Origin of the sequence: Pseudomonas sp. BS3767 (genome assembly GCF_900099665.1) — a bacterium.
Classification (GTDB): Bacteria; Pseudomonadota; Gammaproteobacteria; order Pseudomonadales; family Pseudomonadaceae; genus Aquipseudomonas; species Aquipseudomonas cerasi.
Map to the genome: position 1 here is coordinate 72,747 of NZ_FNCX01000006.1, position 25,031 is coordinate 97,777.

General features: G+C 59.6%; 18 protein-coding genes and 1 riboswitch. Of the genes, 13 read left to right on the forward strand and 5 right to left on the reverse strand.

Going from position 1 to position 25,031, the window contains the following annotated elements; translation table 11 throughout:
• Window positions 1–113: 113 nt before the first annotated feature.
• Window positions 114–4,970, forward strand: a complete 4,857-nt coding sequence (locus BLR16_RS17905; protein WP_004414092.1) for an NAD-glutamate dehydrogenase — start codon at window positions 114–116, stop codon at window positions 4,968–4,970.
• A gap of 84 nt (window positions 4,971–5,054) precedes the next feature.
• On the opposite strand, the gene mntP is transcribed toward BLR16_RS17905, so the two are convergent.
• Entirely contained in the window at window positions 5,055–5,624 is a 570-nt protein-coding gene (gene mntP / locus BLR16_RS17910) for a manganese efflux pump MntP (RefSeq protein ID WP_004414091.1), read from the reverse strand.
• A 7-nt stretch (window positions 5,625–5,631) separates the two neighbouring features.
• A riboswitch (yybP-ykoY riboswitch) is annotated at window positions 5,632–5,796 on the reverse strand.
• 107 nt (window positions 5,797–5,903) lie between these two features.
• Window positions 5,904–8,504: a bifunctional aconitate hydratase 2/2-methylisocitrate dehydratase gene (gene acnB, locus BLR16_RS17915; protein WP_004414089.1), complete on the reverse strand. Its 2,601-nt coding sequence runs from the start codon at window positions 8,502–8,504 to the stop codon at window positions 5,904–5,906.
• A 403-nt stretch (window positions 8,505–8,907) separates the two neighbouring features.
• Between acnB and BLR16_RS17920 the strand changes: the two genes are divergently transcribed.
• The 5 genes from BLR16_RS17920 to BLR16_RS17940 all read left to right on the forward strand — a co-directional run bounded on the left by BLR16_RS17920 (window position 8,908) and on the right by BLR16_RS17940 (window position 13,599).
• The gene (locus BLR16_RS17920) at window positions 8,908–9,378 is read left to right on the forward strand and encodes a DUF1289 domain-containing protein (protein ID WP_002554470.1); all 471 of its coding nucleotides are present in this window, start codon (window positions 8,908–8,910) and stop codon (window positions 9,376–9,378) included.
• An 84-nt stretch (window positions 9,379–9,462) separates the two neighbouring features.
• Window positions 9,463–10,074, forward strand: coding sequence for a MiaE family protein (locus BLR16_RS17925; RefSeq protein WP_003368536.1), 612 nt, complete (start codon window positions 9,463–9,465; stop codon window positions 10,072–10,074).
• A gap of 153 nt (window positions 10,075–10,227) precedes the next feature.
• Window positions 10,228–10,716, forward strand: a complete 489-nt coding sequence (locus BLR16_RS17930; protein WP_003368537.1) for a MarR family winged helix-turn-helix transcriptional regulator — start codon at window positions 10,228–10,230, stop codon at window positions 10,714–10,716.
• Window positions 10,717–10,788: 72 nt separating this feature from the next.
• Window positions 10,789–11,997, forward strand: coding sequence for an HlyD/EmrA/EmrK family protein (locus tag BLR16_RS17935; protein ID WP_003368538.1), 1,209 nt, complete (start codon window positions 10,789–10,791; stop codon window positions 11,995–11,997).
• A gap of 42 nt (window positions 11,998–12,039) precedes the next feature.
• Window positions 12,040–13,599 carry a DHA2 family efflux MFS transporter permease subunit gene (locus tag BLR16_RS17940; protein ID WP_256333095.1) on the forward strand — a complete coding sequence of 520 codons (1,560 nt, stop codon included), beginning with the start codon at window positions 12,040–12,042 and terminating at the stop codon, window positions 13,597–13,599.
• Between the two features lie 359 nt (window positions 13,600–13,958).
• Here BLR16_RS17940 and lpxH read toward each other — a convergent pair whose 3' ends face one another.
• Complete coding sequence (lpxH, locus tag BLR16_RS17950) at window positions 13,959–14,705, reverse strand: UDP-2,3-diacylglucosamine diphosphatase (protein ID WP_058396639.1); 747 nt, start codon at window positions 14,703–14,705, stop codon at window positions 13,959–13,961.
• Window positions 14,702–15,205, reverse strand: coding sequence for a peptidylprolyl isomerase (locus BLR16_RS17955; protein WP_003404493.1), 504 nt, complete (start codon window positions 15,203–15,205; stop codon window positions 14,702–14,704). Before BLR16_RS17955 ends, lpxH begins: the two co-directional genes overlap by 4 nt.
• Before the next feature lie 207 nt (window positions 15,206–15,412).
• Here BLR16_RS17955 and BLR16_RS17960 point away from each other — a divergent pair, with 207 nt between their 5' ends.
• Both BLR16_RS17960 and cysS read left to right on the forward strand, forming a co-directional pair.
• The gene (locus BLR16_RS17960) at window positions 15,413–17,107 is read left to right on the forward strand and encodes a glutamine--tRNA ligase/YqeY domain fusion protein (RefSeq protein WP_004414076.1); all 1,695 of its coding nucleotides are present in this window, start codon (window positions 15,413–15,415) and stop codon (window positions 17,105–17,107) included.
• Between the two features lie 24 nt (window positions 17,108–17,131).
• Window positions 17,132–18,514: a cysteine--tRNA ligase gene (gene cysS / locus BLR16_RS17965; protein WP_003368543.1), complete on the forward strand. Its 1,383-nt coding sequence runs from the start codon at window positions 17,132–17,134 to the stop codon at window positions 18,512–18,514.
• Window positions 18,515–18,680: 166 nt separating this feature from the next.
• Here cysS and BLR16_RS17970 read toward each other — a convergent pair whose 3' ends face one another.
• Window positions 18,681–20,534 carry a sigma-54-dependent Fis family transcriptional regulator gene (locus BLR16_RS17970; RefSeq protein ID WP_074807928.1) on the reverse strand — a complete coding sequence of 618 codons (1,854 nt, stop codon included), beginning with the start codon at window positions 20,532–20,534 and terminating at the stop codon, window positions 18,681–18,683.
• 299 nt (window positions 20,535–20,833) lie between these two features.
• On the opposite strand from BLR16_RS17970, the gene BLR16_RS17975 reads away from it, so the two are divergent.
• Genes BLR16_RS17975 through BLR16_RS17995 form a run of 5 tightly spaced genes read left to right on the forward strand, consistent with a single transcriptional unit; the run spans window position 20,834 to window position 24,998 of the window.
• Window positions 20,834–21,928: an ABC transporter ATP-binding protein gene (locus BLR16_RS17975; RefSeq protein WP_004414069.1), complete on the forward strand. Its 1,095-nt coding sequence runs from the start codon at window positions 20,834–20,836 to the stop codon at window positions 21,926–21,928.
• Window positions 21,928–23,043, forward strand: a complete 1,116-nt coding sequence (locus BLR16_RS17980; RefSeq protein ID WP_004414067.1) for an ABC transporter ATP-binding protein — start codon at window positions 21,928–21,930, stop codon at window positions 23,041–23,043. The genes BLR16_RS17975 and BLR16_RS17980 overlap by 1 nt, the downstream gene beginning before the upstream one ends.
• Window positions 23,036–23,902 (forward strand): carbohydrate ABC transporter permease, encoded by an 867-nt coding sequence (locus BLR16_RS17985; RefSeq protein ID WP_002552729.1) that lies wholly within the window; start codon window positions 23,036–23,038, stop codon window positions 23,900–23,902. Before BLR16_RS17980 ends, BLR16_RS17985 begins: the two co-directional genes overlap by 8 nt.
• A gap of 10 nt (window positions 23,903–23,912) precedes the next feature.
• Entirely contained in the window at window positions 23,913–24,713 is an 801-nt protein-coding gene (locus BLR16_RS17990) for a carbohydrate ABC transporter permease (protein ID WP_004414065.1), read from the forward strand.
• A gap of 12 nt (window positions 24,714–24,725) precedes the next feature.
• Entirely contained in the window at window positions 24,726–24,998 is a 273-nt protein-coding gene (locus BLR16_RS17995) for a DUF2160 domain-containing protein (protein ID WP_003415748.1), read from the forward strand.
• Window positions 24,999–25,031: the final 33 nt, after the last annotated feature.

Genomic DNA, 25,031 nt, shown 5'->3' on the forward strand with positions numbered 1-25,031 from the left:
TACTTTAGCTTTACACTCGATCAGGTGATGCCCACGCGATTGGATGCAAGGGCACCCCGGTTTCAACACCTTCTTCAAGCCTCCCCAATAAAAGCCAAAGCGGAGTACCACAGATGGCGTTCTTCACCGCAGCCAGCAAGGCCGACTTCCAGCATCAACTGCAAGCGGCACTGGCTCAGCACATCAGCGAACAGGCACTGCCACAAGTGGCGCTGTTCGCCGAGCAATTCTTCGGCATTATTTCCCTCGACGAACTCACCCAGCGGCGGCTTTCCGACCTGGCAGGCTGCACCTTGTCCGCATGGCGCCTGCTGGAGCGTTTCGAACATGCTCACCCGCAGGTCCGGGTCTACAACCCCGATTACGAGCGCCACGGCTGGCAATCGACTCACACTGCCGTTGAAGTGCTGCATCATGACCTGCCGTTTCTGGTCGACTCCGTCCGCACCGAGCTGAACCGCCGCGGCTACAGCATCCACACCCTGCAGACCACCGTGCTGAGCGTGCGTCGCGGCGCTGCTGGCGAATTGCTCGAGCTGCTGCCCAAAGGCACCGCCGGCGACGACGTGCTGCAGGAATCGCTGATGTACCTGGAGATCGACCGCTGCGCCAACGTCAGCGAGTTGAACGTGCTGGCGCGCGAGCTGGAGCAGGTGCTGGGCGAAGTACGCGCTGCCGTCGAAGATTTCGGGCCGATGAAAGCGCGTCTGCACGAGCTGCTGGCCAGTATCGATGCCAACGAGTCCAACACCGACGTCGAGGAAAAAGCCGAGATCAAGGTCTTCCTGCAATGGCTGGTGGACAACCACTTCACCTTCCTGGGCTACGAAGAGTTCGAAGTGCGTAACGACGCCGAAGGCGGCCAGTTGGTCTACGACGAGTCGTCCTTCCTGGGGCTGACCCGACTGCTGCGCCCTGGTCTGACCCGCGAAGAGCTGCACATCGAAGACTACGCGGTGAAATACCTGCAGGAACCGGTGCTGCTGTCGTTTGCCAAGGCGGCGCATCCAAGCCGCGTGCACCGTCCGGCGTACCCGGATTACGTTTCGATCCGGCAGATCGACGCGTCGGGCAAGGTCATCAAGGAATGTCGTTTCATGGGCCTGTACACCTCGTCGGTGTATGGCGAGAGCGTGCGACAGATTCCGTACATCCGTCGCAAGGTCGCCGAGGTCGAGCGTCGCTCCGGTTTCGACGCCAAGGCGCACCTGGGCAAGGAACTGGCGCAGGTGGTCGAAGTGCTGCCACGTGACGACCTGTTCCAGACGCCGGTGGACGAATTGTTCACCACGGTCATGTCGATCGTGCAGATTCAGGAGCGCAACAAGATTCGCGTGTTCCTGCGCAAGGACCCGTACGGGCGTTTCTGCTACTGCCTGGCCTATGTGCCACGCGACGTGTACTCCACCGAAGTGCGCCAGAAGATCCAGCAGGTCTTGATGGATCGCCTCAAGGCCAGCGATTGCGAGTTCTGGACGTTCTTCTCTGAATCGGTGCTGGCGCGGGTGCAGTTGATTCTGCGCGTAGACCCGAAGATCAATCTGGAGATCGACGTCGCCCAGCTGGAAAACGAAGTCATTCAGGCGTGCCGTTCGTGGAAGGACGACTACGCCAGTCTGGTGGTTGAAAGCTTCGGTGAAGCGCACGGCACCAATGTGCTGGCCGACTTCCCGAAAGGCTTCCCGGCTGGCTACCGCGAGCGTTTTGCGGCGCATTCGGCAGTCGTCGACATGCAGCACGTACTGAGCCTCAGCGAAGCCAATCCGCTGGTGATGAGCTTCTACCAGCCACTGGCCGGTGGCCGCCAGCAATTGCATTGCAAGCTGTATCACGCCGATACACCGCTGGCCCTGTCCGACGTGTTGCCGATTCTGGAAAACCTCGGCCTGCGGGTGCTGGGCGAGTTCCCGTACCGCCTGCACCATGCCAACGGTCGCGAGTTCTGGATTCATGATTTCGCCTTCACTTACGGCGAAGGTCTGAACCTCGATATCCAGCAGCTCAACGACACCCTGCAGGATGCGTTCGTGCACATCGTGCGCGGCGATGCCGAAAACGATGCGTTCAACCGTCTGGTACTCACCGCCGGCCTGCCGTGGCGCGACGTGGCACTGCTGCGTGCCTATGCGCGCTATCTGAAGCAGATTCGTCTGGGCTTTGACCTGGGTTACATCGCCACCACGCTGAACAACCACACCGACATCGCCCGCGAGCTGACGCGTCTGTTCAAGACCCGGTTCTATCTGGCGCGCAAGCTGGGTTCCGACGATCTTGACGACAAGCAGCTGCGTCTGGAACAGGCGATTCTGACTGCGCTGGACGACGTGCAGGTGCTCAACGAAGACCGCATCCTGCGTCGTTATCTGGACCTGATCAAGGCAACCCTGCGGACCAACTTCTATCAGGCCGATGCCAACGGGCAGAGCAAGGGCTACTTCAGCTTCAAGTTCAACCCGCGCCTGATCCCCGAGTTGCCCAAGCCGGTGCCCAAGTTTGAAATCTTCGTTTATTCGCCGCGTGTCGAAGGCGTGCATCTGCGCTTCGGCAACGTGGCGCGTGGCGGCCTGCGCTGGTCGGACCGCGAGGAAGACTTCCGTACCGAAGTGCTGGGCCTGGTAAAAGCCCAGCAGGTGAAGAACTCGGTCATTGTGCCGGTAGGTGCCAAGGGCGGCTTCGTGCCGCGTCGCCTGCCGACCACCGGCAACCGCGACGAAGTGCAGGCCGAGGCAATCGCCTGCTACCGCATCTTCATCTCCGGGCTGCTGGACATCACCGACAACCTCAAGGAAGGCGCGCTGGTGCCGCCGGTCAACGTCGTGCGGCATGACGACGATGACCCGTATCTGGTGGTGGCCGCCGACAAGGGCACGGCGACGTTCTCCGACATCGCCAACGGCATTGCCATCGATTACGGCTTCTGGCTGGGTGACGCCTTCGCTTCCGGTGGTTCTGCCGGTTATGACCACAAGAAGATGGGCATCACCGCCAAGGGTGCCTGGGTGGGCGTACAGCGTCACTTCCGTGAACGTGACATCAATGTGCAGCAGGACAGCATCAGCGTGATCGGTATCGGCGACATGGCCGGTGACGTGTTCGGCAACGGCCTGCTGATGTCTGACAAGCTGCAACTGGTCGCAGCGTTCAACCACCTGCACATCTTCATCGATCCGAATCCGGACCCGGCCAGCAGCTTTGCAGAGCGTCAGCGCCTGTTCAATCTGCCGCGCTCGTCCTGGACCGACTACGACACCAGCATCATGTCCGCTGGCGGCGGGATCTTCCCGCGCAGCCTGAAGAGTATCGCCATCACCGAACAGATGAAGGCGCGCTTCGATATCAAGGCCGACAAGCTGACCCCGACCGAACTGCTGCATGCGCTGCTCAAGGCGCCGGTCGATCTGTTGTGGAACGGCGGTATCGGCACGTACGTGAAGTCCAGCGAAGAATCGCATGCCGATGTGGGCGACAAGGCCAACGATGCGCTGCGCGTCGACGGCAACGAGCTGCGCTGCAAGGTGGTGGGCGAGGGCGGCAACCTGGGCATGACCCAGCTGGGCCGTGTCGAGTTCGGCCTCAATGGCGGCGCGACCAACACCGACTTCATCGACAATGCGGGCGGTGTGGACTGCTCCGACCACGAAGTGAACATCAAGATCCTGCTCAACGAAGTGGTGCAGGCCGGTGACATGACCGAGAAGCAGCGCAATCAGTTGCTCGAAAGCATGACCGATGAAGTAGGCCACCTGGTGTTGGGCAACAACTACAAGCAGACCCAGGCGTTGTCGCTGGCAGCCCGTCGCGCTTACGAGCGGATTGCCGAATACAAGCGTCTGATGAGTGACCTGGAGGCGCGTGGCAAGCTTGATCGTGCCATCGAATTCCTGCCTGCCGAAGAGCAGATTGCCGAGCGGATTGCAGCCAAGCAGGGCTTGAGTCGTGCCGAGCTGTCGGTGTTGATCTCGTACAGCAAGATCGACCTCAAGGAAGCGTTGCTGGAATCCCGTGTGCCGGATGACGACTATCTGGCGCGTGATATGGAAACCGCGTTCCCGCCTTCGCTTGGCGCCAGGTTTTCCACAGCCATGCGCGGCCATCGTCTGAAGCGCGAAATCGTCAGCACGCAGATCGCCAACGATCTGGTCAACCACATGGGCATCACCTTCGTGCAGCGGCTCAAAGAGTCGACCGGCATGAGCGCTGCTGCGGTGGCCGGTGCCTACGTGATCGTGCGTGACATCTTCCACCTGCCGCACTGGTTCCGTCAGATCGAGGCGCTGGACTACAAGGTTTCGGCGGAAATCCAGCTGGCGCTGATGGATGAGCTGATGCGTCTGGGGCGTCGAGCCACGCGCTGGTTCCTGCGCAGTCGTCGCAATGAACTGGACGCTGGCCGTGACGTGGCGCACTTCGGTCCGCACCTCGCTGCACTGGGCCTCAAGCTTGACGAGCTGCTGGAAGGGCCTACCCGCGAGATGTGGCAGACCCGTTATCAGGCGTATGTCGAAGCCGGTGTGCCGGAACTGCTGGCGCGCATGGTCGCCGGTACGACACATCTGTACACGCTGTTGCCGATCATCGAAGCCTCCGACGTGACCGGGCAGAACGCTGCCGATGTCGCCAAGGCGTACTTTGCCGTTGGCAGCGCGCTGGACATCACCTGGTACTTGCAACAGATCAGCAGCCTGCCGGTGGAAAACAACTGGCAGGCGCTGGCGCGTGAAGCGTTCCGTGACGATGTCGACTGGCAACAGCGGGCAATCACCGTGTCTGTTCTGCAGATGGCCGACGGTCCTTCGGAAATCGACGCGCGTCTGGCCCTGTGGCTGGAACAGCATGCTCTGATGGTCGAGCGCTGGCGTGCCATGCTGGTCGAACTCCGTGCGGCAAGCGGTACGGATTACGCGATGTACGCGGTTGCCAACCGCGAGCTGCTGGACCTGGCCATGAGCGGGCAGGGCATCACCGTGTAATCGGGCTGTAAAAGTTGTACCCATAAAAAACCCGCATCGAAAGATGCGGGTTTTTTTGTCTGCTCGACGCGTTCTGTAAGTCGATTACAGCGCCGACAGATGCTCGTAAAGAATCGTTGCACCGACCACGATCAGTACGATACCGCCAACGATTTCAGCGCGTTTGCCGACCATGGTGCCCAGTACCCGGCCCAGCATCACGCCGATGGTGACCATGACGGTAGTCGCCAGGCCGATGGCCAGGGCGGCAACCACGATATTGACGTCGACAAATGCCAGGCCTACGCCGACCGCCAGTGCATCGATACTGGTGGCGAATGCGGTGACGGCAAGAATCCAGAAAGAATGCTGCCCCGGCTTTTCCTGCTCTTCGTCATCGTCTTGCTTGATGCCGTTGTAGATCATGTGCAGGCCGAGCACCAGCAGCAGAGTGAAAGCGATCCAATGGTCCCAGCTCTCGGCGAAGCGCGCAGCCACCTGGCCGATACCCCAGCCTATGACTGGCGTGATGGTTTCGATGGCGCCGAATATGAGGCCCGTGCGCAATGCTTCGAGAAAGCGCGGTTTATGCAGGCTTGCTCCTTTACCAAGGGCCGCAGCAAAGGCGTCCGTGGACATGGCAAGCGCGAGAAAGAGGAGGGAAATCGGATTCACGGTTATATCCAGTCGGGCTATGAGTCAACGACGCAACCACACGCCCGACTTTAGGCATGGATGCATCGTTGGTCTCGCCAACCAGAAGGTGTTCGCACCACGGCATGCTGCCGAGAATGTTGATGCGAACGCTCTGTGACCGGAGTCAAGAGCAGGCTACTCCCCAACAAGGGCCGCCACTATAGCCATGTGAATGTGAAAAATATATGTACGTGTTCGATTGAGGGCAAAAAAAACCCCATCGCGAGGATGGGGTTCTTATGGTGCCTGCTTTCGTGCTTACACTTGAACGGCCGGGATGTTGGCGTTCGCAGCGGCTTCACGGAACTCGGCGATCTGATCGAAGCTCAGGTAGCGGTACACGTCCGCTGCCATGGTATCGATCTGGTTGGCGTAGCTCATGTACTCTTCGACCGTCGGCAGACGACCCAGAATAGACGCAACGGACGCCAGCTCGGCCGAGGCCAGATAGACGTTCGCGCCGTCACCCAGACGGTTCGGGAAGTTACGGGTCGACGTCGACACTACGGTCGAGTTCGGTTCCACGCGTGCCTGGTTACCCATGCACAGCGAGCAGCCCGGCATTTCCATGCGCGCGCCAGCCTTGCCGTAGATGCCGTAGTAGCCTTCTTCGGTCAGCTGGTGAGCATCCATCTTGGTCGGCGGCGAGAGCCACAGACGCGTCGGCAGCTGGCCCTTGACCTGATCCAGCAACTTGCCCGCAGCGCGGAAGTGGCCGATGTTGGTCATGCAGGAGCCGATGAACACTTCGTCGATCTTCTCGCCCTGTACCGAAGACAGCAGGCGGGCATCGTCCGGGTCGTTCGGCGCGCAGAGCACAGGCTCCTTGACGTCGGCCAGATCGATTTCGATGATTTCGGCGTACTCGGCGTCCTTGTCGGCTTCCAGCAGCTCCGGGTTGGCAACCCAGGCTTCCATCGCCTGAGCACGACGCTCCAGAGTGCGCGGATCACCGTAGCCCTGTTCGATCATCCAGCGCAGCAGGGTGATGTTCGAATTCAGGTATTCGATGATCGGTTCTTTGGCCAGCTTGATGGTGCAACCGGCAGCCGAACGCTCGGCAGAGGCGTCGGACAGCTCGAAAGCCTGCTCGATGCTCAGGTTGTCGAGGCCTTCGATCTCCAGGATGCGACCGGAGAATGCGTTCTTCTTGCCTTTCTTCTCTACGGTCAGCAGGCCAGCCTGAATTGCGTAGTAAGGAATGGCGTGAACCAGGTCGCGCAGGGTGATGCCAGGTTGCATCTTGCCCTTGAAGCGAACCAGGATCGATTCAGGCATGTCCAGCGGCATGACGCCCGTTGCAGCGGCGAACGCCACCAGGCCGGAGCCGGCCGGGAAGGAGATACCGATCGGGAAGCGGGTGTGCGAGTCGCCACCGGTACCGACGGTGTCCGGCAGCAGCATGCGGTTCAGCCAGCTGTGGATGATGCCGTCGCCCGGACGCAGAGAAACGCCGCCGCGGGTCATGATGAAGTCAGGCAGCGTGTGGTGTGTCTTGACGTCGATAGGTTTAGGATAGGCTGCGGTGTGGCAGAACGACTGCATGACCAGGTCGGTCGAGAAGCCCAGGCACGCCAGGTCTTTCAGTTCGTCGCGAGTCATCGGGCCAGTGGTGTCCTGGGAGCCGACGGTGGTCATCTTCGGTTCGCAGTAGGTGCCCGGACGAACGCCCGCTACGCCGCATGCCTTGCCGACCATCTTCTGCGCCAGGGTGTAACCCTTGGTGCTTTCGGCTGGCTGGTCAGGGGTCTTGAACAGGTCGAACTCCGGCAGGCCCAGTTCGGCGCGCGCCTTGCTGGTCAGGCCGCGGCCGATGATCAGCGGAATACGGCCGCCAGCGCGGACTTCGTCGAGCAGCACCGGGGTCTTCATTTCGAAGGTGGTGATGACTTCGTCGCTGTCGTGCTTGCAGACCTTGCCAGCGTAGGGGTAGACGTCGATCACGTCACCCATGTTGATGTTCGAGACATCGAATTCGATTGGCAGAGCGCCAGCATCTTCCATGGTGTTGTAGAAGATCGGAGCAATTTTGCTGCCGAAGCAGAAACCGCCGGCACGCTTGTTCGGGACGTAAGGGACGTCGTCGCCGAAGAACCAGAGTACCGAGTTGGTTGCCGATTTACGCGAGGAACCGGTACCGACCACGTCACCGACGTAGGCAATCGGGAAGCCCTGACCGCGCATTTCTTCGATCTGCTTCATCGGGCCGATGGCGCCCTGGACGTCAGGGACGATCCCGTCACGGGCCATTTTCAGCATGGCCAGTGCGTGCAGCGGGATGTCTGGACGCGACCAGGCATCAGGGGCAGGGGACAGGTCATCGGTGTTGGTTTCGCCGGTGACCTTGAAGACGCGCAGGCTGATCTTGTCGGCCAGCGTCGGACGCTTCTTGAACCACTCGCCGTCGGCCCAGGACTGCAGGACAGCCTTGGCGTGGGCATTGCCGTTCTTGGCTTTTTCGGCCACGTCGTGGAAGGCGTCGAACATCAGCAGGGTGTGCTTGAGTTGTTCGGCAGCGACTGGCGCGAGGGTGGCGTCGTCGAGCAGTTCAACCAGGGTGACGATGTTGTAGCCACCTTGCATGGTGCCGAGCAGTTCGGTAGCGCGTTTTTTGTCGATCAGGGGAGAAGTGGCTTCGCCCTTGGCCAGGGCAGACAGGAAACCGGCCTTGACGTAGGCAGCTTCGTCAACGCCTGGCGGAACGCGATTGGTGATCAGGTCGACAAGGAAAGCTTCTTCGCCAGCCGGGGGATTCTTCAGCAGCTCGACCAGGCCTGCAGTTTGTTCGGCGTTAAGCGGCTGGGGCACGATGCCCTGGGCGGCACGCTCTTCGATATGTTTACGGTAGGCTTCAAGCACAGTATTAACCCTCATCAGTGGTCCCAAATGGGTGTCCGGGACGCTCATCCAGAAATCGCCCGTACCCACGCAAGGCTTATTGAGCCTTGTTGGCAGGGTAGCGGTGATTCCTAACAGAAGCTGTTTTCAAAGTTTTACGCCTGCAGGGCGGGGGGGAGTGGCGGTCGACACGGCCATTCGTGATGAGGGAATGGCCTGTCGACGCCGCACTGCGGGATTAACTTGACTGTGCTCGTGACGCTTTGAAAACAGCTTCCAACGGACATTGGCGCCTTAAAAGGCTCGCTGATTCTACGCCAAAACTTTGCCGAAGGTAAGTTAGCCCCTACATCTTCGGGGGTGAACTTGCTTAGACAAAGGGCTAACATGAGCCCCTGTTTCGCCTTCCCCAGTCCTGCCTGACATGCCCGATTACATTATCAAAACCCCCTGCGTCGGCCTTTGCTCCACTGTTTACGGGGATCTGGTGTGCCGTGGCTGCAAGCGCTTCCACCACGAGGTCATCCACTGGAACGGCTATAACGAGGATGAAAAAAGAGCGGTCTGGCTGCGTCTGGAGCAACTGCTGGTCCAGGTGATGACTGCCAAGCTCGAAGTCTTCGATGCCGACAAGCTGCGTGCGCAGCTGACCCAGCGCAAGATCCGCTTTGTGCCACACCAGTCCGAATACTGCTGGGCTTACCAGTTGATCGCCCGTGGCGCACGGGTCATCAGCCAGGTCGAGGCCTACGGTTTCGTGTTGTTGCCGGAGTTTCGCGACTGGACGCTGCCGGAACTGCGCGATGCCATCGACCGCGAGTTTTTCCTGCTCTCCGAGGCGCACTATCAGCGCTATATCGCGCCGGGCTTTCTGCGCGACGCATTCGGCGCCTGACAAAACCGGCATGCTTTTGTGTCGCGAGGTACCGTGGCTCCTCGTATAATGCGCGGCCGTGCCTCTCCGTCATTCTGTGAGCCTATGTACCCGATCCCTGAAATCGAAGCCTTTCTGCTTTGCCGCACCCCCGACAGCTGGGTCCAGGCCGCGCTGCGCAATCTGGACATCCTGCTGATCGACCATGCGAACAACGAGAAGAAGGCCGCCGGGGCTGCGTTCCAGTTCATGTTTCAGTACAACGACAAGTTCGACCTGTTGAGCAAGATGTCGCGTCTGGCCCGGGAAGAGCTGCGCCACTTCGAGCAAGTCATCAGCATTATCAGAAAGCGCCAGATCCCCATGGCCAACATCAGCTCGGCCCGTTATGCCGGAGCGCTGCGCAAGCTGGTGCGTAATCACAACCCCTACCGGCTGACCGATGCGCTGATCGTCGGTGCCATCGTCGAGGCTCGTTCCTGTGAGCGATTCGCCGCGCTGGTGCCGCATCTTGACGAAGAGCTGGCCAAATTCTATGGCGGTCTGCTGAAGTCCGAAGCGCGGCACTTTCAGGACTACCTCAAGCTGGCTTACAGCTATGGCGACAAGGCTGATGTCGATGCCAAGATCGAGGAGATCCGTCTGGCCGAGCGTGAGCTGATCGAAAGTCCTGACGAAGAGTTCCGCTTTCACAGTGGCGTCCCTGTCGCCGCCTGATTCCTCTCGCACGTCCGCCCCCCAAAACGACCGCCTTGCCAGCGGTCGTTTTTTTATGGGGATTTAGTAAGCACGCTAATAAATGCTTTGACAACGGCTGCCTAGGCAGTAATATTTTGCAATCACTGCCTAGGCAGCTATCTGGGTCAATCCGTGAAACATTTCAGCCCCGACAATTTCGAATCCAGCCTCATCGGGCTGCTGGTCGGTCGTACCAATGCGCTCAAAGACCGCATGCTCGACAAGTACCTGCTGCCCTATGACGTGACGTTCGCGCAGTTCAAGGTGCTGATCATCATTGCCCAGTTTTCTACCGATACCCCCGTGGAATTGTGTCGGCACCTGTCACTGGACAGCGGTTCGATGACCCGCATGCTCGATCGTCTGGAACAGAAAGGGCTGGTGGTGCGCAAGCGCTCCGCGACCGATCGTCGTCAGGTGCGTCTGGCGCTGACCGAGCAGGGACAGGCGCTTTCCGATCTGTTGCCGCAGATTGGCGCCGACGCGATGAATGACACGTTCGCCGCGCTCGACAGTGAAGAGGTCGAGAGCCTGAAAAGAATTCTCACCAAGGTGCTGGTGGCTGCCGATGACCACATCACCCTGACTCGTTTGAGCTTCAACCCCAAAGCTAAAAGCTGAGCAGCCGACGTGTTGGCAGGCGTGAGCCTGATCGCCGTCGTTCCGTCGCTTCGCTGATTAAAGGTAACTGCCATGGCCACTGCTGCCGCTGAAAACACATCTGCCCAGGCTCCTCAACAGGAGCCGAAGTCTGGCAAGCGCAAGTTCCTGCTGATCGGGCTTGCCATTGTCGTGGTGATCCTCGCACTGGGCATCTGGGCCTGGTACGAGATCTACGGCCAATGGAGCGAAGAGACCGACGACGCCTATGTCAATGGCAACGTGGTCGAAATCACCCCGCTGGTCACCGGAACCGTCATCAGTATTGGTGCCGACGATGGTGATCTGGTGCACGAAGGGCAGGTCCTGCTCAAGTTTGACCCGAGCGATGCCGAAGTCTCGCTGCAGAGCGCCGAGGCCAATCTGGGCAAGGTTGTGCGCCAGGTGCGCGGCCTTTACAGCAACGTCGATGGCATGAAAGCGCAACTGGCCGCGCAGCGTGCTGCGGTGCAGACCGCTCAGGACAACTATAACCGTCGTCGCAGCCTCGCAGCCGGCGGGGCGATTTCCCAGGAAGAGCTGTCGCACGCAAGAGACAGCCTGACCAGCGCGCAGAGCGCCCTGAACAATATTCAGCAGCAACTCAGCACCAGCGTGGCGTTGGTCGATGACACCGTGGTGTCCTCGCACCCGGACGTCAAGGCTGCGGCCGCACAGTTGCGTCAGGCCTACCTGGCCAATGCACGTTCGACGCTGGTGGCACCGGTCACCGGCTACGTCGCCAAACGCACCGTGCAACTGGGGCAACGCATTCAGCCGGGCACTGCAACCATGGCGGTCATTCCGCTGGATCAGTTGTGGATCGATGCCAACTTCAAGGAAACCCAACTGGGCAAGATGCGCATCGGTCAGCCAGTGGAGATCAGCTCCGACCTGTATGGCAGCGATGTGAAGTACAGCGGCACCATCGACAGCCTGGGGGCCGGTACCGGCAGTGCCTTTGCGTTGTTGCCTGCGCAGAATGCCACTGGCAACTGGATCAAGATTGTCCAGCGTGTGCCGGTGCGGGTGCACATCAACCCTGAAGAACTGGCGAAGTACCCGTTGCGTATCGGCCTGTCGACCACGGTTGAAGTCAATCTGCATGACCAGAGCGGTCCGGTCCTGGCGCAACAGCCGCGCAAACAGGCGGCCTTCAGCACTCAGGTGTACACCGAGCAACTGGCTGACGCCGACGCGCTGATCGCCCGCCTGATTCACGAGAACAGTGCGCCCGGTGGCAAGACTGCCGTTCAGCGCTGAACCGCCAATCCGTGAGTCCCGGCCTGCTGGCCGGGGTGTCGCATTCGTCTTCAGGGATTCGCGATGAGCAACAACGCCCCCGCTTCTTTTACCCCGCCAAGCCTGTTGCTGTGCACCATCGGTCTGTCGCTGGCGACCTTCATGCAGGTGCTCGATACCACGATTGCCAACGTGGCGCTGCCGACCATCGCCGGCAATCTGGGTGTCAGCTCGGAGCAGAGCACCTGGGTGATCACCTCGTTTGCGGTCAGCAACGCGATTGCCTTGCCGCTGACCGGCTGGCTCAGTCGCCGCTTCGGTGAGGTCAAGCTGTTCCTGTGGGCCACCATTCTGTTCGTGATGGCTTCGTTCCTGTGCGGTATTTCCCAGTCCATGCCGGAACTGGTGGGCTTTCGCGCGCTGCAGGGCATGGTCGCCGGTCCGCTGTATCCGATGAGTCAGACCCTGCTGATTGCGGTGTACCCACCCGCCAAAAGAGGCATGGCCCTGGCATTGCTGGCGATGGTGACGGTGGTGGCGCCCATTGCCGGTCCGATCCTCGGTGGTTGGATCACCGACAGCTATAGCTGGCCCTGGATCTTCTTCATCAACATTCCCATCGGCTTGTTCGCCGTGCTGGTGGTGCGTACCCAGATGGCCAAAAGGCCGGTCACGACTGCTCGTCAGCCGTTGGACTATATTGGCCTGATAGTGCTGATCGTCGGTGTGGGCGCGCTGCAGATAGTGCTCGACAAGGGTAATGATCTGGATTGGTTCGAGTCGAACTTCATCATCTTTGGCTCGCTGATTTCGCTGGTCGCGTTGACCTTCTTCGTGATCTGGGAAATGACCGACAAGCATCCGATCGTCAACCTGCGCCTGTTTGCCTACCGCAATTTCCGCATCGGCACACTGGTCATGATCGGCGGCTATTCCGGCTTCTTCGGCATCAACCTGATATTGCCGCAGTGGTTGCAGACCCAGATGGGCTACACCGCGACCTGGGCTGGGCTGGCCGTCGCGCCGATTGGCATCCTGCCGGTACTGATGTCGCCCTTTGTCGGCAAGTACGCGCACAAATTCGATCTGCGTCTATTGGCCGGGCTGGCATTCCTGGCGATGGGGTTGAGTTGCTTCATGCGTGCAGGCTTCAACACCGACGTGGATTTCGAGCATGTGGCGATGGTGCAGTTGTTCATGGGCATTGGCGTGGCACTGTTCTTCATGCCGACTCTGAGTATTCTGCTGTCTGACCTGCCGCCCAATCAGATCGCCGATGGTTCAGGGCTGGCAACCTTCCTGCGCACCCTGGGTGGCAGCTTCGCAGCCTCGCTCACCACCTGGATCTGGATTCGCCGCGCCAACCAGCATCATGCCTACCTGAGTGAAAACATCAGCACCTTCGACCCAGCCACCCGCCACGCCCTTGACAGCCTGGGCGGCGCCAGCCCGCAGGCCTACGCGCAACTGGAGCAGACCCTCAACGCCCAGGCCTACATGATGTCCACCGTGGATTACTTCTACCTGCTGGGCTGGATATTCGCAGGACTGATCCTGCTCGTCTGGCTGGCCAAACCCCCATTCGCCGCCAAGGCCGGGCCTGCGGCAGGGGGCGGGCACTAGTTTCTTATGCGCCTATCTGAACCGTGCCTTTGGCCAAACTGCTCTAAAGTGCTTTTTCAACCGCGATGGCACAGACGACGCAGAGTGCGACGTTAGTGACAGCGCGAAGGAACCCGACGAAGTCGGGCCGGAAACAGGAGCGGGGACTTTGCTCACTTTGGTCCCTCAAAGTGAGTCGTCGAGGGGCGAAAAGGTGACCTGAGTCGAACGGCAATCCGCCTGAAGTCGCAGAGCCGCTATGTGACGCGGAGCGTCACGAACTGCATTACCACGCGGAGCGTGGGAACGAGAGTCTGAGTCGGACTTCAATCCATCTGATGTCACGGAGCAGCTGTGCTCTCAGCTGCGTTCCCGAGCAATCAATTCAACAGCGCAGTCGTTTCAGGCACAAAGTCGAACGGGTTCAGGCTGAAACCCTGATCATCCACCTGCAACACCCAGCCCTGACGATCCCAGTCACCCAGCACAATGCGCCTGGCCGCCTGATCGCCAATCTGCAACTTATGAATCGCCGGACGATGAGTGTGACCGTGGACCAACGTACGCACGCCGAACTGCTGCATGATCCGCGGCACCTCGTCCGGCGTCACATCGACAATATCGTTGGCCTTCATACGGGTTTGCGCACGGCTCTCATTACGCAACTTGCGCGCCAGCTTATGGCGGGTGCCCAGCGGCAAATGGCGCAGAATGAAAAGCGTCAGCGGATGGCGCAGATAGCGACGCATCCGGATATAACCTTCATCGCGGGTGCACAGACTGTCGCCGTGCATCAGCAGCACCGGCTCACCGTTCAACTGCACGACGCTCGGGTCACTCAGCAGCGTGCAGCCTGCTGCCTTGCAGAAACCCTTGCCGAGCATGAAATCACGGTTGCCGTGCATCAGAAAAATTCGTGTGCCGCTGTCGCTCAACTCGCGCAGGGCCTTGCAGATCGAAAGCTGGAACGGCGACATCGCGTCGTCACCGATCCAGACTTCAAAAAAATCCCCGAGGATATACAGCGACTCGGCGTCGCGAGCGCGTCCTGCGAGCAGATCCAGAAACGCCCGGGTAATGTCCGGGCGCTCCTGTTCAAGGTGCAGATCGGAGATCAGCAGTATCACTCAACGATCTCGGCTTTCTCGATGATCACGTCTTCTACCGGGACGTCCTGATGGCCGGCCTTGCTGGAAGTTGCCACGCCTTTGATCTTGTCGACGACGTCAGTGCCTTCGATCACTTCACCGAATACAGCGTAACCCCAGCCTTGAACGGTCTTGGCGCTGTGGTTCAGGAAGGCGTTGTCAGCGACGTTGATGAAGAACTGCGCAGAGGCCGAATGCGGCTCCATGGTGCGGGCCATGGCGACGCTGTACTTCTTGTTCGGCAGACCGTTGTCGGCTTCGTTCTGGATGCTCGGGCGCTTGTCTTTCTTTTCTTTCATGCCAGGCTCGAAACCGCCGCCCTGAACCATGAAGTTGCCGATCACACGGTGGAAAACCGTGTTTTCGTAATGACCGGCTTTAACGTATTCGATGAAGTTGGCAACGGTCAGCGGCGCCTTTTCTTCGTTCAGTTGCAGCACGATGTCGCCGTGGTTGGTAGTCAGCTTTACATTAGGCATTTGGGAAGTCGCTCTCTAGTCATGCATGAATGGGCAGATTATGACCCTGACGCGCAGTTTACAGACGAGGTTACATTTTTCAGCGCTTTTGCAGCTTTTATGCCTTCAAATACGCAGTCTGTTGTCAGGGACTTGACAGCTTCGGCTATGATAAGCGCTTTGATTTAGTCGGCCTACCCTGGCCGCGCACGTATGTCCAAGGATCCTATGAGCAAGCCCACTCCAGAACCCGCTGCCCATTCAAAGGCAGGTCCAGCCGTACCGACCAATTTCCTGCGTCCTATCGTGCAGGCAGACCTGGACTCGGGCAAGCACAGCAAAATCGTGACCCGCTTTCCGCCGGAGCCCAACGGCTACCTGCACATCGGTCACGCCAAGTCGATCTGCGTGAACTTCGGTCTGGCCAAGGAGTTCGGTGGCGATACGCACCTGCGTTTCGATGACACCAACCCGGCCAAGGAAGACCAGGAATACATCGACGCCATCATGAGTGACGTCAAGTGGCTGGGCTTCGAATGGGCGGGCGAAGTGCGCTACGCCTCGCAGTATTTCGACCAGTTGCACGACTGGGCGGTCGAGCTGATCAAGGCGGGCAAGGCTTACGTTGACGATCTGACCCCCGAACAGGCGCGCGAATATCGCGGCACCCTGACCGAGCCGGGCAAGAACAGTCCGTTCCGCGAGCGCGGCGTCGAGGAAAACCTCGACCTGTTCGCGCGCATGAAAGCCGGCGAGTTCGAGGATGGCGCTCGTGTACTGCGCGCCAAAATCGACATGGCCTCGCCGAACATGAACCTGCGTGACCCGATCATCTACCGCATTCGTCATGCGCATCACCATCAGACCGGCGACAAGTGGTGCATCTACCCGATCTATGACTTCACCCACGGTCAGTCGGATGCCCTCGAAGGCATCACCCACTCGATCTGCACCCTGGAGTTCGAAAGCCATCGTCCGCTGTACGACTGGTTCCTCGACAACCTGCCGGTGCCGTGCAAGCCGCGCCAGTATGAGTTCTCGCGCCTGAACCTGAACTACACCATCACCAGCAAGCGCAAGCTCAAGCAACTGGTTGACGAGAAACACGTCAGTGGCTGGGATGACCCGCGTATGTCGACGCTGTCGGGCTTCCGTCGTCGTGGCTACACGCCGAAATCGATTCGCAATTTCTGCGAAATGATCGGCACCAACCGCTCTGACGGCGTGGTCGATTTCGGCATGCTCGAATTCAGCATCCGCGACGACCTGGACCACAGCGCGCCGCGCGCCATGTGCGTGCTGCGCCCGCTGAAAGTGGTTATCACCAACTACCCGGAAGGTCAGGTCGAGAAGCTGGAACTGCCGCGCCACCCGAAAGAGGACCTGGGCATGCGCGAGCTGCCGTTCTCGCGGGAGCTGTACATCGACCGCGACGATTACATGGAAGAGCCGCCGAAGGGCTACAAGCGTCTTGAGCCCAATGGCGAAGTGCGTTTGCGTGGCAGCTATGTGATCCGCGCCGATGAAGCGATCAAGGATGCCGACGGCAACATCGTCGAGCTGCGTTGCTCCTACGATCCGGACACTCTGGGCAAGAACCCTGAGGGCCGCAAGGTCAAGGGCGTCGTGCACTGGGTGCCGGCAGCCGAGAGCGTAGAGTGCGAAGTGCGTCTGTACGATCGTCTGTTCCGTTCGCCAAACCCTGAAAAAGCCGAAGAGGGCGCAAGCTTTCTGGACAATATCAACCCGGACTCCCTGCAAGTACTGACCGGTTGTCGCGCCGAGCCCTCGTTGGGCCAAGCGCAACCGGAAGACCGTTTCCAGTTCGAACGCGAAGGTTATTTCTGCGCGGACATCAAGGACTCCAAACCTGGTCGACCTGTCTTCAACCGCACCGTGACATTGCGGGATTCCTGGACCTGATGCTGTACGTTTGAGGGGGAGCACGTGCTTTCTATCTACAACACGCTCACCAAGAGCAAAGAAGTTTTCAAGCCGCTGGATGGCAACAAGGTGCGCATGTACGTCTGCGGGATGACCGTGTACGACTACTGCCACCTGGGCCATGGCCGCAGCATGGTTGCGTTCGATCTGGTGACGCGCTGGTTGCGCTTCAGCGGTTATGAACTGACCTATGTGCGCAACATCACCGATATCGACGACAAGATCATCAACCGGGCGCGGGAAAACGGTGAGTCGTTCGACGCACTGACCGCGCGCATGATCGGTGCCATGCACGAGGACGAGGCGCGCCTCAACATCCTCAAGCCAGACATGGAACCGCGTGCCACCGATCATATCCCCGGCATGCACGCCATGATCCAGACCCTGATCGACAAGGGCTATGCCTACGCGCCGGGTAACGGCGATGTGTATTACCGGGTCGGCAAGTTTCAGGGTTACGGCAAGCTGTCACGCAAGAAGATCGAAGACTTGCGCATCGGCGCGCGCATCGAAGTGGACGAGTCCAAGGAGGATCCGCTGGACTTCGTGCTCTGGAAAGGTGTCAAGCCGGGCGAGCCGAGCTGGGAATCGCCCTGGGGTGCAGGACGTCCCGGCTGGCATATCGAGTGCTCGGTGATGTCGACCTGCTGCCTGGGCGAGACCTTCGATATTCATGGCGGCGGCAGCGACCTCGAGTTTCCGCACCATGAAAACGAAATCGCCCAGAGCGAAGCGGCCACCGGCAAGACCTACGCCAATGCCTGGTTACACTGCGGCATGATTCGCATCAATGGCGAGAAGATGTCCAAGTCCTTGAACAACTTCTTCACCATCCGAGACGTGCTGGAGAAATACCACCCGGAAGTGGTGCGTTACCTGCTGGTGTCGAGCCACTACCGCAGCGCGATCAACTATTCCGAAGACAGCCTGCGTGAGTCGAAGGCGGCACTTGAACGTTTCTATCACGCGCTCAAGGGCCTGCCGCTCGCCGAGCCTGCGGGTGGCGAGGCGTTCGTCGAGCGTTTCAGCGCGGCGATGAACGATGACTTCGGTACGCCTGAAGCGTGCGCGGTGCTGTTCGAGATGGTTCGCGAGATCAATCGTCTGCGTGAGTCCGATGTCGCAGCGGCGGCGGGTCTGGCGGCGCGCTTGAAGCAACTGGCCAGCGTGCTGGGTGTCCTGCAACTCGAAGCCGACGACTTTTTGCGCGCTGGCGCGGAAGGGCGGGTTAATGCGGCTGAAGTGGAGGCGCTGATTCAGGCGCGTCTGGCTGCGCGTGCCGCGAAAGACTGGGCCGAGTCCGACCGTATCCGCGACCAGATCACCGCCATGGGTGTGCTTCTGGAAGACGGCAAGGGCGGCACCACCTGGCGTCTGGCGGACTGATCAAGTAAGGCGGCTGGGTGACGCGAAGCGTCATGAAGTGCATTCCCACGCGGAGCATGGGAACGATAATGACCCGGAAGACTATCGTGCCCATGCTCCGCGTGGGCATGCTGTTCTGGACGCTCCGCGTCCTGTCCTCGATGCGCGGCCTGCCGAGCGTCGAACACTAAACGATCCGCTGTTCCCGCAACCGCTTGTACAGTGTGTTGCGGCTGACGCCCAGGCGTTTGGCCAGCTGTGAAATATTCCCGCCTGCCGCTTGAAACAATTGGCCGAGGTCTTCGGTCGCGTGAAGGCGCGTGGCCGATTCCTGAGTTCTGACCGGGATAGGGCATTCCTCATTTACCTGTGCATCGAGCAGAAAGTCCTCGGGCAAATGGTCAGTGCCGATCGGCTGTTCGTCGGCCAGTGCCAGCGCCACCTGGATCACACTGTTGAGCTGGCGCAGATTACCCGGCCAAGGGTGATGCTCGAATAACTCAAGTACCTCTCTGGAGAAGCCTGCACGCTGATGGGCATCACGGTGCCGCTCCCAGATTCGCTGGATAAGCGCATGCTTGTCAGTCCGCTCGCGCAGGGGAGGAAGTTCGATGCTCAGGCCGCTGATCCGGTAATAAAGATCCTGGCGGAAAAGCCCCGTCTGGACCTGATCGCGCAGGCTTCGGTTGGTGGCTGAAATCAGGCGTATGTCGACCGGATACAACTCGCTGCTGCCCAGTGGCTGAACGCAGCGCTCTTGAAGCACGCGCAGCAGCCGCGCCTGTACCGGCATCGGCATGTCGCCCACTTCGTCGAGAAACAGCGTGCCTTTGTCGGCCTTGCGGATCAGGCCGATGCTGCCCTTCTGATTGGCCCCGGTGAAGGCGCCTCTTTCATAGCCAAACAGCTCGGCCTCGACCAGTTCGGCCGGGATCGCTGCGCAGTTGACGGCGATCAGAGGCTGGCCGGCGCGCGCACTGGCCTGATGCAGGGCTTTGACAAACACTTCCTTGCCGACCCCGGTTTCCCCGTGGATCAGCAGCGGAATGTCTTTTTCCAGCAACCGCTGCGCCTGACGCACGGCTTTTTCGATTTTTGCATCACCCAGGCTGATCGCCTCCAGGTCAAGACTCTGCGGCGCCACGGGTGCCTGAACTGGCTGTACGCTGTGCAGCTTGAGCGGCTTGCGGGTCGGCCGCTTGAGCAGGCACTGAAAGCGATTGTTGCCAAATGCATGCAATGCAAACGGACGCGCTTCGGTCTCGCTGAGCAATTGCAAGATCGGACATTTGAACAGCGTCTCGATGCTGGCGCCGGCCGGAGTCTTCCCCAGCAGGGCGTCGGCACGCCGATTGGCGCACAGGATCTGGCCGCTTTCGTCAAAAATCAGCAGGCCAGCCCATTGGCTGTCGAGGTTGTTCAGACCGGTATTGAAGATCAGCTGGAAGTGGGAATCGCGGAACTGGTCGAGGATCAGGCGGTTTTCCACCGACTGGCTCATCATTTTGACCATGCCCAGCGTGTGCGAGGGTGGCAGGAAGCTGTCACTGGACACATCCAGCACGGCAATGATGCGCCTGTCGGCGTCGAAGATCGGTGAGGCCGAACCGGTCATGAAGCGATTGGCCTTGAGGAAATGCTCGTCCGGTTCGATATGGATGGCCTGTTCGCAGGCCAGCGCCGTACCGATGGCGTTGGTGCCCGTCCCGCGTTCGCTCCAGCTGGCACCGGGCATGAAGCCCTGAGCCTGGGACGATTCGACGAAGCGTTGCGCACCCCAGGACTTGAGCAACTGACCTTGAGGGTCGGCCAGAAGAATCAGGCAGCTGGAGTTGCTGAGAATGTTTTCGTAGACCGGCAGGACCTCCTGATGGGTGGTCTGTACCAGTCCGCGATGGCGCTCCAGCAGCCTGGAAACCTCCGCCCCCGGCAGTTGGCCGAATGAGGGGCGCGTCTGATGACTGAGGCCGAAGTCCCGGCAGCGGGTCCATGAATCCTGAATGATGATGTCGTGAGCAAGCGAAGCGCTGGTTTGAGACATGAGGATGCCTGCGAATGTGACGTATTGTTTTTGTTTTTAGGTCCCGTCGGCGTGACCATCCTTGCCCGCAACGTCCGTCCAGTGTCGTTCAGTTTTGTTCAAAGTCAATGTTCATTTTGTTCAAGTGTTCAGTATTTTCTGTTCATTATTGTTCAGCTGTGAAAGGTGTTTCGTCCCCTGAATACGGGCGAACGCTCTGTTTCGGGCTTCACCGGCGATCCGCCTGAGCTGGCACGAATGTCGCTATCTGCAAACAGTCACGCATTCACCCTTAAGAAAAAAACAACAAAGGGCACGCCATGTCACTCACGCTGGAGCATGTCAGTCGCGCCGTCGATGGCCAGGTCTGGATCGACGACGCCTCCCTGAGCTTTGAGCCGGGATCATTCAACGTTCTGCTGGGGCGCACCCTGTCCGGCAAAACCAGCCTGATGCGCTTGATGGCCGGGCTGGACAAGCCGGACAGCGGGCGAGTGCTGATGAACGGGGTCGATGTCACCCATCGTCCGGTTCGTCTGCGCAACGTCTCGATGGTTTATCAGCAGTTCATCAATTACCCGAGCATGACGGTGTTCGAAAACATCGCCTCGCCGCTGCGTCAGGCCGGTCTGTCCAAAGATGTGATCCACAGCCGGGTGCAGGAAACCGCGAAGATGTTGCGCATCGAAAAATTCCTGCAACGCCATCCCCTTGAACTGTCCGGTGGGCAGCAGCAGCGCACCGCGATGGCCAGAGCGCTGGTCAAGGACGCCGAGCTGATCCTCTTCGATGAACCGCTGGTCAACCTCGATTACAAGCTGCGCGAAGAGCTGCGCCAGGAAATGCGTGAGCTGTTCGCCGCTCGCCATACCATCGCCATCTACGCCACTACCGAGCCCAATGAAGCGCTGGCGCTGGGCGGCACCACCACCATCCTGCATGAGGGGCGGGTGGTGCAGAGCGGCAAGACCCCTGAGGTCTATCATCGACCCGCGACTGTGCTGGCCGCCGAGCTGTTCTCCGAACCGCCGATCAACCTCATGCCGGGCCGTATAGATGGCAATGAAGTCAGCTTCGCCAACTTCGTGCATTTCCCGCTCAACGTCGACCTGCGGGCTGTCGGCGACGGCGAGTATCGTTTCGGCGTGCGCCCCAGCCATTTGAGCCTGGTGCCGTCCAACGATGACGATCTGGAACTGGCGGTCACCGTCGAGCTGGCGGAAATCAGTGGTTCGGAAACCTTCCTGCATGTGCGCAACGAGCTGTTCTCGCTGGTCCTGCATCTGCCAGGCGTGCATGCCTATGACGTCGATGCGGCGATTCGGGTGTACATCCCGACCCACAAATTGTTTGTATTCGATCAGCAGGGCGGCCTGATTCAGGCGCCGGGCCTGCGTATGGCGAGGGTTGCCTGATGGCCGAGATCCGCTTGCAGAACCTTGCGCACAGCTACAGTGCCAAGCCTGGTCCTGACGACTATGCAATTCGTGAGATGAGCCACGTCTGGGAGCAGGGTGGTGCTTACGCGCTGCTCGGGCCTTCCGGGTGTGGCAAGTCAACCCTGCTCAACATCATTTCCGGTCTGCTCAGTCCGTCGCAGGGCCAGGTGCTGTTCGACTCGAAAGTAGTCAATGAGCTGCCCCCGGAGCGTCGCAACATCGCTCAGGTTTTCCAGTTTCCAGTGATCTACGACACCATGACGGTGTTCGATAATCTGGCCTTTCCGTTGCGCAATCAGGGCCTGGACGAGGCGCGGATTCTCATCAAGGTCAACGAAATTGCCGATGTCCTGGACCTGCAGCCGCTGCTGAAAAAGAAAGCGCGCAACCTCAGCGCGGACGAAAAGCAGAAAGTCTCCATGGGTCGCGGGCTGGTGCGCGATGACGTGTCGGCGATCCTCTTCGACGAACCGTTGACTGTGATCGACCCACACCTGAAGTGGAAGCTGCGGCGCAAGCTCAAGCAGATCCACGAGCAGTTCAATATCACCATGGTCTACGTCACTCACGATCAACTGGAGGCGTCGACTTTCGCCGACAAGATCGCCGTGATGTATGGCGGTCAGATCGTCCAGTTCGGCACGCCGCGGGAGCTGTTCGAGAAGCCGTCGCACACCTTTGTCGGCTATTTCATCGGCAGCCCGGGGATGAATCTGATTGACGTTACGCCGCAGCCGGGCGGCGTCGGTTTTGCGGATATTCACCTGCCGCTGCCTGAGTCGTTGCAGCAACGGCTCGCCAATACACCGTGGAAAAGTCTGAAAGCAGGCATTCGTCCCGAGTTCGTTCATGTCTGGGACGGACCTTACGACGATGCGATGTGTGCCGACGTGACCTATGTGGAAGACCTCGGCACCTACAAGATCATCACCCTGAAACTGGGTGGGCAACTGCTGAAGGTGCGGCTGCAGGAAGACAAACCGGTGCCGCAAGGCCAGGCCTGGATCAGCTTTCCGGGGCAATGGCTGATGCTCTATGCAGATGATTACCTGATCGAAGCCGGCCCTGCCAGTGAGGTGTCCCATGCGTAAGGTTCAGAACAACAAGGCCTGGTGGCTGGTGATGCCGGTGTTTCTGCTGGTGGCATTCAGCGCGATTATCCCGATGATGACTGTGGTCAACTATTCAGTGCAGGACATCTTCGACCAGTCCAGCCGCTATTTCGTAGGCACTGACTGGTTCCGGCAGGTCCTGCAGGACCCGCGTCTGCATGACTCGCTGCTGCGTCAGTTCATTTATTCGGGCTGTGTACTGCTGATCGAGATCCCGCTGGGTATCGCGATTGCCCTGACCATGCCGACCAAAGGGCGCTGGTCGTCGTTGTGCCTGATCGTGATGACCATTCCACTGCTGATCCCGTGGAACGTGGTCGGCACGATCTGGCAGATCTTCGGCCGTGGTGATATCGGTTTGCTGGGGTACACGCTGAACAACGTGCTGGGCATCAACTACAACTACGCCGCCAATGCCTCGGATGCCTGGGTGACGGTGCTGGTCATCGATGTCTGGCACTGGACCTCGTTGGTGGCCTTGCTTTGCTATTCAGGGTTGCGGGCGATTCCGGATGTGTATTACCAGGCGGCACGCATCGATCGTGCGTCCGGCTGGGCGATCTTCCGGCACATCCAGTTGCCGAAGATGAAAAGCGTGCTGCTGATCGCGGTGATGTTGCGCTTCATGGACAGCTTCATGATCTACACCGAGCCGTTCGTGCTGACCGGTGGCGGACCGGGCAACTCCACCACATTCCTCAGTCAGACCCTGACCACCATGGCGCTCGGGCAGTTCGACCTGGGGCCTGCGGCCGCGTTCTCGCTGGTGTATTTCCTGATCATTCTGTTGGTGTCATGGGTGTTCTACACCGCCATGACTCACAGCGAAAAGAATTGAGGGGCTGGTCATGAGTCTGCGCAAAACCATACCGCTGTGGATTTACCTGTTGTTTCTGCTGGTACCGATCTACTGGCTGATCAACATGTCGTTCAAGACCAATACCGAGATCCTGGGTGGGCTGACCCTGTGGCCGCAGGATTTCACCCTGGCCAACTACAAGGTGATCTTCACTGACGAGAGCTGGTACAGCGGCTACCTCAACTCGCTGTACTACGTGTGCCTCAATACCGTGATATCGCTGAGCGTCGCACTGCCGGCAGCCTATGCGTTTTCACGCTATCGTTTTCTCGGCGACAAGCACCTGTTCTTCTGGCTGCTGACCAACCGCATGGCACCACCGGCAGTCTTCCTGCTGCCATTTTTCCAACTGTATTCGTCCATCGGCCTGTTTGACACGCACATCGCCGTTGCACTGGCGCACTGTCTGTTCAACGTTCCGCTGGCCGTATGGATTCTGGAGGGTTTCATGTCCGGTGTTCCCAAGGAAATCGATGAAACGGCCTACATAGACGGTTACAGCTTTCCCAAGTTTTTCGTGAAGATTTTCATTCCACTGATTGGCTCGGGTATCGGTGTCACCGCGTTTTTCTGCTTCATGTTCTCCTGGGTCGAGCTGTTGCTGGCGCGCACCCTGACGTCGGTGAACGCCAAGCCGATCGCTGCGGTGATGACCCGCACCGTCTCGGCGTCGGGTATCGATTGGGGGGTGCTGGCGGCGGCAGGGGTGTTGACCATTCTGCCGGGCATGCTGGTGATCTGGTTCGTTCGCAACCATGTGGTCAAGGGCTTTGCTCTTGGTCGTGTCTGAGGAGTCGAAAAAATGGAGTGGATGTCCTGGACACTGCCCACTGCGGCCTTCTTTATCAGCATTGCGCTGCTGCTGGCAGGAATGACCGTATGGGAATTGCGCTCGGCAAGTATCGAGCGCCGCGGTTTTCTGCCGATTGCCACCACGCGTGGCGACCGTCTTTTCATTGGGCTTTTAGGTAGCGCTTATCTGCATTTGCTGGTGATCGGCGCGACGGACTGGAGCATCTGGATCGCTTCTGGGGCTTCCCTGGTGTGGCTGTTGGTGGTGATGCGTTGGGGTTAGAGGGCGGCCGGGCGTGGTTGCCGGGGTGATCCG